This window comes from Saccharicrinis aurantiacus, assembly GCF_001660705.2.
Taxonomy (GTDB): Bacteria; Bacteroidota; Bacteroidia; order Bacteroidales; family Marinilabiliaceae; genus Saccharicrinis; species Saccharicrinis aurantiacus.
Genome location: NZ_LYBV02000018.1, coordinates 43,326 through 56,102, shown reverse-complemented (window position 1 = coordinate 56,102; position 12,777 = coordinate 43,326). Strand labels below are relative to the sequence as shown.

The 12,777-nt window shown below is 35.8% G+C and carries 8 protein-coding genes; 6 read left to right on the top strand and 2 right to left on the bottom strand.

The features are described from left to right. Positions 1-2 precede the first annotated feature (2 nt). The 5 genes from A8B35_RS06925 (at position 3) to A8B35_RS06905 (ending at position 6,908) form a co-directional block, all read left to right on the top strand. Complete coding sequence (locus A8B35_RS06925) at positions 3-1,802, top strand: RagB/SusD family nutrient uptake outer membrane protein (protein ID WP_068471888.1); 1,800 nt, start codon at positions 3-5, stop codon at positions 1,800-1,802. 35 nt (positions 1,803-1,837) lie between these two features. Then, entirely contained in the window at positions 1,838-2,323 is a 486-nt protein-coding gene (locus A8B35_RS06920; RefSeq protein ID WP_068471953.1) for a DUF5018-related domain-containing protein, read from the top strand. A gap of 547 nt (positions 2,324-2,870) precedes the next feature. Next, positions 2,871-4,325, top strand: coding sequence for a twin-arginine translocation signal domain-containing protein (locus A8B35_RS06915; protein WP_068471886.1), 1,455 nt, complete (start codon positions 2,871-2,873; stop codon positions 4,323-4,325). 539 nt (positions 4,326-4,864) lie between these two features. Continuing rightward, positions 4,865-6,235, top strand: coding sequence for an AAA family ATPase (locus A8B35_RS06910; protein ID WP_068471884.1), 1,371 nt, complete (start codon positions 4,865-4,867; stop codon positions 6,233-6,235). A gap of 10 nt (positions 6,236-6,245) precedes the next feature. Beyond that, positions 6,246-6,908 (top strand): RloB family protein, encoded by a 663-nt coding sequence (locus tag A8B35_RS06905; RefSeq protein ID WP_068471882.1) that lies wholly within the window; start codon positions 6,246-6,248, stop codon positions 6,906-6,908. 227 nt (positions 6,909-7,135) lie between these two features. Here the strand turns inward: A8B35_RS06905 and A8B35_RS06900 are convergent, their stop codons facing one another. Both A8B35_RS06900 and A8B35_RS06895 read right to left on the bottom strand, forming a co-directional pair. Continuing rightward, a complete protein-coding gene (locus A8B35_RS06900; RefSeq protein ID WP_075602596.1) occupies positions 7,136-7,654 on the bottom strand; it encodes a DUF6261 family protein in 519 nt (172 codons plus the stop codon). 616 nt (positions 7,655-8,270) lie between these two features. Then, on the bottom strand, positions 8,271-10,823 hold the full coding sequence (locus A8B35_RS06895) for a T9SS type A sorting domain-containing protein (RefSeq protein ID WP_075602595.1): 2,553 nt from the start codon (positions 10,821-10,823) through the stop codon (positions 8,271-8,273). Positions 10,824-11,224: 401 nt separating this feature from the next. On the opposite strand from A8B35_RS06895, the gene A8B35_RS06890 reads away from it, so the two are divergent. After that, complete coding sequence (locus tag A8B35_RS06890) at positions 11,225-12,520, top strand: C39 family peptidase (protein ID WP_075602594.1); 1,296 nt, start codon at positions 11,225-11,227, stop codon at positions 12,518-12,520. Positions 12,521-12,777: the final 257 nt, after the last annotated feature.

Sequence of the window (12,777 nt, the reverse complement as noted above, 5' to 3'; positions counted from 1 at the left end):
AAATGAAGAAAATACTTTTAAATATAATGATTGTTGCCATCGGGATTTTTACATTCTCATGTAGCGATGATTTATTAAACACAAAGCCTCTGGATAAATACACAGAGGATGATATATGGAATGACGCTAACTTAGCTCAAGGTTTTGTATATAATATTTATCAATCGGTTATTCCTGAACTGTTGGTAAACACCTCTGATCCTGATGAAAAAATGGCGGGTGTTGGTAACGAGGATTTTTCAGATAATGTATTAACTCAAAAGGCACATAATGTAGCTTTGGATAATATCGATAAGTTTTACGATGCCGGATGGGCAACCAATAATTCATACTATTGGTATGGAGGAGCACCCTTATCCTTAAAAAATCCAATTAAAGAAAACTCATTCGAAGTAATACGCGATTGTAACTTAGTGATTGAAAACGTGGCAGCCTCTGAGGGGATTGAAGCCGTAAGTAAGCCTAAGTTAATTGCTCAGGGTAAAATGTTACGCGCTTTAATATATTACACCAAGGCACGTATGTTTGGTAAGTATGTTATAGTTGATAGAGTTTTAACCGAGGAAGACGATTTAAAAATGTCTCGCTCAGCTACCATTAAAGAAACCTACGATTTTATTATAAAGGATCTTCAGGAAGCTGCACCCGACCTACCCATTGCTGCCAACGCCGCTAAGGGAGATTTAACACAGGGAGCTGCTTATGCAATGCTTGCCGAAATTGCCTTACAAGGAGCTGCTTATGTTGAAAGTGGTAAAGAGGAGTATATTGATATATCAAAAGCGGCAAGTGAGAGTTTGTTTGCCTTAAGCTATGCATTGGATGCGGATTACGCAGGAATATTTAATGATTATGAGGTAGCTCAAAATTCATCAGAATTAATACTAACACGTTTTCGTCATATTGATGCTACCTACTGTGTTTTAACGCCTATGCAAGGATTAGTACCTAACATGGAAGTGGCTAAAACAACCGGTGAGCCAAAGTTAAAGGAATCCTTTTTAGGATGGACAAAATGCTGGCCTACGCACGATTTAGTTGAAGATTACTTAGTAGTTGATGCGGATGGAATGGCAAAAAAATGGAACGAAACTTCGTATTATCAAAATTGGGAAACCAATGGTGGATTCCTTTCTGAAGCCATTTATAATGTGCCACGCGATGCTCGTTTTGAAGCTTCAGTTGTTCGCGATTCTACCCAATTATTTTCCAATACAATTACAATGCGTTTAGAGGGTAATATGCACCCAAGCTCAAGTCAAAAGGGAACCAACTTATCTACTCGTACCGGATATTTTGTTCGTAAAGGGATTTATGATGTTGAAGGATTCAAGGCGAAAGTTTATACCGATTACCATCAAAATATTGCCCGTTTAGGACGATCGTACCTGAATTATGCTGAAGCGATGTTGTTGAAAAAGGATTTTTCTACTGCGGTAGAATATATTAATAAAACGCGTGTAGAGCACGGTAAACTACCTCCATTAGTATCAAGCGACGAAACTGAAATTTGGGAAGCTTATAAAAGAGAACGTAGGGTAGAGTTGTTTTTTGAGAACGACAGATATTGGTCTTTACTACGTTGGGGTAAATTCGAAGGTGAAAGCGTAATTTCAGAGCTAAACGATAAAGAGTATAAGTTCTTTGAGATTAACGAAGATGGTACTAACTACGAAATTAAACCGGTGTTTATTAATGCCAACGTACATAAAAAACGATTCTCTGAGCGCCGTTATTTGTTCCCTGTGCCCGAAGGTGAGCGTATATTAAATGATAAATACGATCAGAATCCTCTTTGGTAATAATTGATAGTTACAAACAATAAAATTTAATGCAAATGAAAACTTTAAAATATATAAGTGCCGCACTCTTGCTTATTCTATTTTCATCATGCCTAAAATTGGGACTGGATGATATAGAGTATTTTGATGAGGCAGATATAACCGCCTTCAATTTTGAGTATAGATGGATGGGCGATAACAATGGTAACGACCGTTTATTTGTTCAGAAACTGAATACAGCCTATACAATTGATACCATTGCGTATACAATTAGTTGCGATATTACCGTGCCCGATGCCTCGGATACAGGCGATGAGCCTACGGATGATTTCCCAACTGAAATTAGGGATATGGTAAGCATAGAAGAGCTTGTGGGCTATGCCGATTTATCAGCAGCTGCTAAAATTGCTCCCATTGGTTCAGCTCCTAATTTGGGTAGCATGCAAAATTTTTCGGGTAGCGATATGCAGTACAAAGTTACCGCTGCCGATGATAAAACTATAAAGGAATGGACTTTAATAATTACTTCTTTTACTAAGTAATAAATCTCTTAATTAGTTATAAGTGTTAAGTTATAAATGATAAACGTTTTGCTTCTCGTTTATCATTTAACACTTATAATTAGTAGCCGCCTCGTCATTGCGACGCAGGAAGCAATCTCAAGGTGCCAAGTAAATTGTAAATCTAAAATAAGGTAAGAATAGTTACCCTTAATTGATATGGCCCTCCTGATTTTTATATTGGGAGGGCTTTTTGATTCAATAAACTTGATTATTACGCTAGAGTACAAATTGAAAACTCACAGCTTATCAGTAATGAATAATTACTGCAATTTTGAGTGCGATTAATCTTAAGCGCCTTGGTAGGCGGCCTCTTTACAAATAGATTTTGTTTTATATAAAGCTATAGTAAGACTGGCTATCTGAGAGTTTACTCGAAGATCCGCCAGCCGCACTTAAGCTTTATATAAATAAGAAACCTATTTGGAAAGCAGCCTTGATGTTTTTTCCTTAGTTTTTGTCATCAAGAACAAAAAGTAAGTCAGGGTTTGGGCAGAATGCCCAATAGTGAACGACAAAACTTTACAATATGAGCAACAGACGAAATTTTTTAAAAACAGCAGGCCTAGGTCTTGCAGCAGGTGCAGTAGCATGTACCACAGCACCAAAATCAAAAATAGAACAATCAGAAGATGGTTATGCTTCGGGATCCACAGTAAAGGGAACGCGTAAAATAGAAACGGTACGCATAAAAGTTAAAGCCCCTTTATTGGTGCCCTACAATAGCCAGAGTACCCCAGAAGAAAAGGGCACAGGTTATAATTTCTTTCGTAGCGAGGCCTTTAATCACAATCCGTTTACCATTAATTGCGGGGGTATATCGGGTTCACCCATTATAATGGATACCGATGGCAAGTTTGTGGGGTTTATGACAAGTTATGCCTATCAGAATTCTACCTTTAGTTTTGATGGTGTTGAAACACTAAGCATACAAGTGCCCGAAGGGCAGGAGCTTTATATTGATGAGAGCGGCAAAGGAGATGCAGCTTGGAAAGATTACAATACCAAAATGATGACACGCCTTAATTTTCAGCCCTATAAAAGTAACCCTAAGTTTTGGGGCGATGTGGAATATTGCACTTGGGTGGAGCAAAAGCAACAATCGAAAGTACGTAAGGGGCATTTTAAATTGCTAACGCACGAGTTTGTTAAAGATTACTTGGATAAAATTATAGCCTATGGTTATCCCAAGGGGAAGATGACCCTAGACCATGGTTGGGGTTTGTTTCCGGATGGGACTATAGAATCGGGTTTTGGATCGTGGGTGCCTGATACAAAAACGTTTCCCGACTTTCAGAAAACAATGGACATGATCAATAACAAGGGGTTTACACCGGGTTTATGGATTGCTTTCCCAAAAATACACCATGCCAGTACCTATGCACAGCGTTATCCTGATATGTTGGGCGATTGGCGTTCAACCAAACCATCATCGCCCAAAGCAGAGCGTTGGTTAAATCCGCAAGCCGATATCTTTGAGTATGCCTCGGAGGTGATTCATTGTTATTATAAAATGGGGGTGATGAAGTTTAAAATTGATATGTCGTACAATACCAAAGCCGATATGTTACCCATCCATAAAGAACTCTATAGGGCAGCCAAGTGCATTGATAAAAATATAGAAATGGAGTTTCATGTGCCTGATATTTTCTTTACCAAGCATGCCGATGTAATTCGTACCAACGATATTTGGATTAACGATAAATACGATTGGCAATCGCGCACCAAAATGCACTACGAGGTATCCTTAAAATCATCGCCTGGCAGAGGTATTAATCTCGATCATATTGGGGGTAACGATACTGCTGGTATTACCGAGGCCATGTGGTTAGAGCATATGGCCATGTATAAAAATAAGAAAGGTTATCCTTTGGTTTCGTTGCTGCCGCACCATGTGAGTCAGAAGTGTGTGGATGCCACAGGCGAATACCTATGGGATTACGATAAAAACGGACGCGATATATTGTCTGATTTCTATATCTAATATTGTTTTTAGCCCATAGGCTGAAGTGAGAAGGCATTAAGGGGCTGTATAAAACTACAGTTTTGCGCAAATAACGCTAAGTATTCTTTGCTACTATTGAGCCTTTGCGTTATTTGCGTTTTTTCTTTGCGAATATCTGAGTGAGATGTACTTTTTTTTAAGACGCAATAAAAACTAACCGAAAGCTAAATACTAGCTACAACACTATACCTCAACGATAAGGATCACTACTATTTTGAAAGCTCCTGAAACAATAAAGTTTTAAACCAAAAAGCGAGCTTATTTAATTGAGTACAAATTGAGTTGAATAAACAAAATAGATTAGAATTTTTGCTAGTTTCACTGAGCTAAATAAACAGCTTATATTAACACCTTAGGTGAGTATATATAACATACGTTAGAATGATATACGTATATATGAGTTAGTTGTGCCTCATGTAAGTTAAAATGCCATAAACCTATCTCCTAATTATACGAAGTAGTATATTTGGCTTAAATGTGATATTTTCACTATATTTGAACAAAAATACAGAATTAAAATGCTAATAAGATATTCAGTTGAGAATTTTATGTCATTTAAGGATAGAGAAACACTCACCTTAATACCAGGTAAGGGAACTCTAAAATCTAGTCATAAAAATTCTGCAATTAAAGGAATTAAAACACTTAAATCTTCTATTGTTTATGGAGCAAATGCCTCTGGGAAATCAAATTTAATTAAGGCAATTGACTTTGGAAGAAGACTCGTATTAAAAGGTGTAAGGTCTGATGATTCTATTAAATACAAGGCGCATCGCTTGGATGTAGCTGTAAAAGAGTCCAATTCTCGAATTGAGTACGAAATACAACATAAAGGCAAAAACTATGCCTATGGTTTTGTGTTTAATTCAAATGAAATTGTTGAAGAATGGCTTTATGAATTTGGAAAAAAGTCAGAATCAATGATTTTTGAAAGGAACATAAAGAATAAAGACCATTTTAACTTAGACCCCTTGTTAAAACGAAACAAGAATTCAGAAGAACAGCAATTTTTAGCATTTACAGCAAAGGGAACGCCTGAAAATCAACTTTTTTTGACAGAAATTAAGACGAGAAGAGTAAAAGAGAATGTATCTGATATAAACGACTTGTTAAATGTTCTTGATTGGTTTCAAAATGCATTAAAAGTTATATTTCCGAATGACAAGTATAAAGCAGGAATAAAATCAGAATTGAAAAGTGACTCTAAAATTCAACAAATATTTGAAGAGCTACTAAATTACTTTGGAACAGGTATAGATGGTATTTGCCTAAACGAAATAAAAATTAGCAATCTAGATATACCAAATGAAATCCTAGAAGATATTTCCTCTGAATTAGAAAAGAGCGAAGACACAGAAACAAATAGAATTATGCTAGTTTCACCAAAAGGTCTGACGTATTTCTTCTCTAGAAAAGAAGGTAAGTTAATTGTTGAAAAATTCATGACTAAACACAATGTGAAAGGACAAGAAAGACAAGAATTGTTCGATACCAGTGATGAATCCGATGGAACAAATAGAATAATTGATTTTATTCCATTAATACTTGATTTGTTAAAAGGAGATAATGTTTTTATCATTGATGAAATGGAAAGAAGTCTTCATCCTAATTTGATATATGAAATTTTTGATTTGTTTCTATCAAAGAGTGAAGGGATTAATAGTCAACTTATAGTTGCTAGTCATGAATCCACTCTTTTAACACAAAAGCTATTGCGAAAAGATGAGATATGGTTTGTTGTTAAAAATGACGGTGCTAGTCACTTGCATTCTCTAGAGGATTATAACATTCGATTTGATAAACAAATTAGAAAGGATTACCTATTAGGTCGGTATAAGGGAGTACCAAGTATTGGGAATAGAGGCAATCTTACTGTTTTACCTTCATAATTAAGACAATATGCCAAGAGAACGCTCGGAACCAGTAAGAAAAGGAGGCCATTTAAATGCTGAAAAATTCTTTATTTTATCCTTTGAAGGTGAGAAAAGTGAGCCTAAATATTTTGAGGATTTAAGGAAGTCAGAATATTTTAACAATAGTGGTTTAATTGAAACAATACCATTAAAAAGACCGTCAAAAAGAGGCACCAATCCAATTGATGTTAAGAAATTGCTAAAAGAGGCTAAAACAGAATTTAATTTCAAAAAAACTGATGAGTTTTGGTTAATAATCGACAGAGATCATTGGGAAACAATTCATAATATAAACTTTGACAACCTTGTTTTAGATTGTAAAAAGGAGGAGAACTTTTTCCTTGCTATGAGTAATCCTTGTTTTGAGATTTGGTTAATTATGCATTTAAAAGATTTGGATGACTTTACTCAAGATGAGAAAGATAAAATATTTGTGAACAAAAAAGAATCTGCTAAAAAGAATCACATAGACAATGTTTTAGGAGATTTATTAGGAAGAGGCTACAATAAACGACCTAATCCACAGGTTTTCTTACCAAAACTAAATGATGCAATATTAAGAGCCGAAGAAATTAATTCTGAAGAAGAAGATTATCCCCAATATCTTGGTACAAAGGTTCATAAATTGATAGAGAAATTAATCAACTAAAGAAAGCACGAAGGCAGAATAATGTGTAATAAATAATAGCCTACACTACGCATATTCGAGCCGCAAAATCAATAAAAAAGCTATACATCGTGTATTAGCCACTATAATATCAAAACGCATAACACTCTTTAATCCAATAAAAAAGGGTGATTCAACAATCACCCTTTTACATTTTCATCAATCAAATAATACCAAATGTAATATCTGATTGATGTTTTTGGTATAAGCTAAGCATCAACTTCAGTGTCTGCTTTTCGGGTAGCCTTAGTTTTTAGGTAAGCGCTTTGTGTATTAATAAAAACATTGGCCTCGGTAAGGCATTGGAGGCAAGCGGCATCATCGTTTAAGTTAGCCATGCCTTCAAGTATATCGAGCCACATTACCAGTTGCTTTTGTAGATAGCGTCGTATTTCTCTTACCTTGGGCGTTTGTTTGTTGGTATTATTCCCTCTGGTTTGGTTAAAATCTTTGTAGCTCTTAATCGAGGCTATTAGTTTATCCAAATCTGCTGTTAAGGCAAGCGTTTCAAAGTGCGGTTTATTTTCATCGCGAGTCCATACCGCCATAACCCTATCCAGTTCTTCGGTTTGGCTATCCAAAGCCAATGAATCTAAATTAATATTAAAACTACTGAATACTGTTAGTAGGCTCTTTGCTGCCGTGCTAATGGCTTCATCACGGCTAATGGCATTGGCCTGCAGCATGGTTCGTATGTATACAAAATCAGCATCGCGGGCACTGTCCACTTCACTTCTATCAAGCTCTATTTTCTCATTGCTTAGTATCTGATAAATCTATCATTCGGTAGTGCATTAAAATTTATTGATTCTCGGTATATATAGCCACTTGTTGTATTTGCTTGTGTAATCATATTGTATTTTGTTTCAAATATGCTATGCCCACTTTGGGCAAGCAGCACTAGCTACTAAAGTATTTTAGTTGTAGTATCAATGTTGTCCTAAATAATATTATGTATTGGGTTTTCAACCCAAACCTGCCTGCCGGCAAAGGCAGGGCAAAGAAATTACTTTATGATTTTTGCTACACTCAACAATATTCAAGTGAACTTGATATTGTATTCGCTAAACGCAAAGAAGTTCAAGGCTGCTTTACAAATAGGTTCTTATTTATCTAAAGCTTAAGTGCGTTTGGGTGATTTTCGAGCAAAGCTCTCAACTTCCCAAACTTACTATAGCTTCAGCTAAAACAAAAGCCTTTTGTAAAGAGGCCAGCCTGACGAGGCGCTTAAATACTATCATATAATACATTCCAATAATAAACTATTTACTTGTAACGCTTTATTAAAGCAACTACTGACTTCAGCCCTCAAACTAACAACCCATTATTAATTATACATGTGCTCTAGTTGCTTTTTATAAACTTGCTTTTTAATACATAATCGTTAGTCAGAATACGAATAAGGTAAACGCCATTCTCTAAGGACGAAATATCAGCAGTTAATCTACCTTCTCCTGAAATTTGTGGTTTAAAAGTATGAACTATACCGGCTACTCCAATAACTTCAACGGCTTTAACATCCGCAAAGCCATTGGTAAATACAATTGAAATATTTTTATTAGCAGGATTTGGGTATACTTTAATGGCATTGTTATGGATATTCCCAACCGAAGAATCTTGATCGTACACCATTACGTTTAATGCATCTGTTACTGCTGTATATTCTCCATCCTCCGGGCTTAGTGTAGCTACAATTTTATAGGTGCTCCCTAATTCTAAAGCACTGTCTAAAGTTAATTTTCGAATTTCACCAAACTGACCAAACCTTACATTATTGGTTGTTTCTGCTAAAACGATATTATTTTCATCTAGTAATTCTAATTGTACAGTTCCATTAGCGGTAGATGTATAGGTATAATTTACATTGATGCTTAAGTCTTCTGGTGTAATACGTTTTGCCATATCGCCAATGCTAACAGAAGGAACATATTCTCCATCAATGGCTAAATAATCGGTTCCTGGAGTCCATGCAAAACCTTGTGGTATCCAATCGGCACCTGCCACCCAATATTCCGAACCATATTCGTAGGCTCCTAAATCTGGGGCATCACCATTATACCCATCAGTAATACCACTTATTTCTTGTGCGGCATCAATTAAAGGAGAGTTATCTGTTGGCATAAAGTTTTTACCCTTCATAGAAATAAATGGCATGGCCTCAAATTGCTCATTACTTGCCCATTCATTATCCGCTTCGGGGCCGCTCCATTCTTTTTCATCTACTCTAAAATCACCAGCACCTGAATGCCACCAAGGGCGAACATCCGAAAAGTTATTATATAAGGTATTGTCTCGCACATTGGTTCTCACGCCATTTCTTTCGGGAACCCAACTATCTATAACCGATTGTCCTTCGGCACCCACAGCCCAAAAGGTATTGTTGTAAATTTCATTTTCTAGGGCATCCCAGTTAAAGTGCAATCCGCCCCACTCAACATCCCAAACCACATTATGGTGTACTATGAAACCCGCAGCATCATTATCAAGGTAAATACCTGTTGCTTTATGGCCAGCATGTTCATCATCCGAATAGGCATCGTTAAACCAGTTGTGGTGTAACTCTATATTTTTAGGTACGCTATTTCCTGTAACATAAAATAAGCCACCATCAGCACCCGAGATCAAACATTTTTGTACATGATTATAAGCAAACTCACTATCTTCACCTGTAACTCTAGAGCCATCGCGCGCCGAACCATACATCGAATTCTTCAATATTTTATTTCTAAGTCCGTGACTACGAACCAGGCAGGCGTGTAAACCAACCGTGTTAAAATATTGCACAATACAATTTTCAACTCTATTGTCATCCGATTGTCCATCTAAAATGATACCGTCTGTGGTACCGTTTTCAAGTACACATTTCTCAATTACATTAAAGTCGCCTCCGTTCACAAAAATGGCAGGATTACTTCTGGTGGCAGAACCATTATTAGTAATTAAACGATTGGAAGCGTGCTTTACCATGCATTGCGTAAACTGGTTATAATCGCCTCTTATTCGTACCGTTCCTCCAAAGAAGTTCAGATGATCTACCTCAATATAGTTTCTGTCTAACTCGGCTGAGTAGCCACGAACTACGTACTCTACTTTATCATCCTCGGGCTTATTACCATCAGGAGCATAAAAATATAGGGTAGTAGTACTTCCATCGTAATACCACTCACGTGGATAATCCAAGGCTTCTAGCTTGTCCATTAGGTAAAAAATACCGCGGTGACCGTTCTCGTATCGTGGTGGACTATGCGTACCAAAGGGCCATTTAGTAGGCAATTCTTCAAAATGAATTTGATGCGAAGAACTTTCGTAATTGGTAATGCTGCGTTGCCAGCTACAACCACTGTGCGCCCCTAAATAATGTATGGTACCTCCAGTCCAATCGAAATCAGGAATTTCATTGTTGCTGATATACGACATTGAAAATGTTCCTTCGCTGGTATTAATAAACTTTGCATCTAACGAATATTCATCATTATCCTCATTGTTTGGCCAACGTGCCAATTGCATTTTTTCATAATCAAGATAGATGTTATTATTCAAGCCTTGATTCATGGAAACATTGGCTTTGTAAATATTTCCGCTATGCAATTGCCATGTGCCTATTGTGCTAGTGGCAGAGATAATAACAATATCGTCTTCAAAAGAAGTAAAGCGTATAGGGTTTGCCGCTGTTCCTGAATTAGCAGGCTTTAAAGTCTCCCTATAGGTTCCTTTATGAATATAACAAACATCGCCAGCCACCATAATATCGGCCGCTTGCTTTATGGTTTGAAATGGATTGCCTTCGGTTCCATCTCCCGAGGAAGAATTGCTTTGATTAACATGGTATTCTGTGGCAAAAGCCGTAACACCAGATAATAAGAAGATGATTAAACTTAAGTGGTAAAGTAATTTCATTATTAGATTTTTAGATTTAATAAATAGCTGCATTTATACACGGGCTAAATGCGAATTAGCTTAAGCTAACTCAAGGGCCAAAATGGTATATTATAAGCATTTATTAGAGCGAGTAAATCAATAATTTAAGGTGTTAAATTTGTAAATGCACATTAGTAAATGATTATGAGCCCTTATGGGCTGGAGATCTCGCTAGCGAGATTCACCCTTTACGATATACAGGCACATCAATTTTACTTTTGCTAGTGTATGCTCATTCCTAAATTAACATATGTAGCTGAACATAAAATAAAATTATCTACTTTTACCATCCAATAAGATATTCTTACTGATACGTATATCGGCTTTTGCGGTGAGAATGTAAATGAGTTACCAATAAGGCAGTAGAGCAAGAACCCAATATGAATAATAGATTTAATATTAGAGTAGGATGTGAAAATGTTAGGAATGCTATATTCTTAATCTTATTAAATACTATTTCATCAATAACACTTTATTCTCAGCAAAGCATGACAAGCTCTACAAGACCATATGGAGTTAGTATTGGGCTTGAAAAGAATAGGCTTAAAAGTGGAGATAGTAGCACTGTCGTAATAGATGGAGTTCCTATTTACCTGTGGCATCGTGGTTGTGGACCAACGGCTTTAGGAATGCTAATAGGTTATTATGACACACATGGATTATCCGATCTATTCGATGGTGATGGCTCATTTCAGAGTAACGATATTAATGAAGCTATTGCTAGTACTGAACACTATAATAATTATTCTCTACCAATAGATACTTTCCCAAATTTAAAAAATGATAAATCAGAATTAGGAGGTGCTCATAAAGCAAATTCAATAGCAGATTTTATGGAAACATCCCAGAGTAAGAAATTAAATTATTGGGGATGGTCATGGAGTAAAATGGTTGAAAGCTCTTTTATTGAGTATATAAATATGAAGAATAGTAGCTATAGGGTATTTGGAGTTTATGAATACTTCTCGGATTCAACTAGTTGGGGAGTGTTTACTACGGAAATAGATAATAATAGACCCGTAGTGTTACTTGTTGATTCTGATGGAGATGGAAATACAGACCATTTCGTAACAGGTATTGGGTACGATAAAAAAGATAAAACATACGCGATTTATGATACTTGGGATAAAAAAATTCATTGGTATTATTGGAGAGAAATCTCTGACAATTATAGTTGGGGTATATATGGTTTTAATGTACTCAAATTTCAATTTAAGATAAATACAAAAATGAACCCTTCTAACGGTGGAATTGTGTATGGAGAATCTGTTTATGATTTCAATCAAAATGCGACTATTACAGCAGAAGCAACTGATGATTATGTGTTCCTTAATTGGACAGATAATGGTGAAATAGTATCAGTATATTCACATTATAGTTTCTCAGTGAAAAAAAACAGAGAACTAGTCGCGAATTTTGTATTAGAAAGTACACTTAATAATAAGTCTAAATTTGTTATTTCACCCAATCCTGTTACAGATATTTTAAGAATTGAAATAAAGGGAAAAAATCAGGAGTTTAATTTTGAGATTATTAATTCTAGAGGAATGATAATTTACAAAGCTAATATTAATGGAAGAACAACTATTCAAACAAGTTGGTTTGTTCCAGGTATTTATTTATTGAAATTTGAAAATGATGATGTATCCTATGTAGAGAAAATAATTAAAAAATGAAACAGCCCAATTGGTAACAATCTGGCATAAATAATAAGCGTCAGTTGTGATTTGGAAGTTTTGCTTATCCTTTGCTGTTCGCCAAAATTTTTATTTGTATTAGGTAAGCATTAAGTTTAAAAAAAAAAAATTGGCTCGGTTGTGTTTTGGTTGGTTTAGCTTTTCAAATTGATTACAGCTTCATCCAATCAACGTTGTAAAGCATACGCCTCAAACTTAATTGAAATATAGCCTAGTAAATGATTTATAGCATAGAT

Bases quoted from the DNA above. Each gene is read 5' to 3' on its own strand.
- A8B35_RS06925 (WP_068471888.1), top strand. From the start codon at position 3: ATGAAGAAAATACTTTTAAATATAATGATTGTTGCCATCGGGATTTTT.
- A8B35_RS06920 (WP_068471953.1), top strand. From the start codon at position 1,838: ATGAAAACTTTAAAATATATAAGTGCCGCACTCTTGCTTATTCTATTT.
- A8B35_RS06915 (WP_068471886.1), top strand. From the start codon at position 2,871: ATGAGCAACAGACGAAATTTTTTAAAAACAGCAGGCCTAGGTCTTGCA.
- A8B35_RS06910 (WP_068471884.1), top strand. From the start codon at position 4,865: ATGCTAATAAGATATTCAGTTGAGAATTTTATGTCATTTAAGGATAGA.
- A8B35_RS06905 (WP_068471882.1), top strand. From the start codon at position 6,246: ATGCCAAGAGAACGCTCGGAACCAGTAAGAAAAGGAGGCCATTTAAAT.
- A8B35_RS06895 (WP_075602595.1), bottom strand. From the start codon at position 10,823: ATGAAATTACTTTACCACTTAAGTTTAATCATCTTCTTATTATCTGGT.
- A8B35_RS06890 (WP_075602594.1), top strand. From the start codon at position 11,225: ATGAATAATAGATTTAATATTAGAGTAGGATGTGAAAATGTTAGGAAT.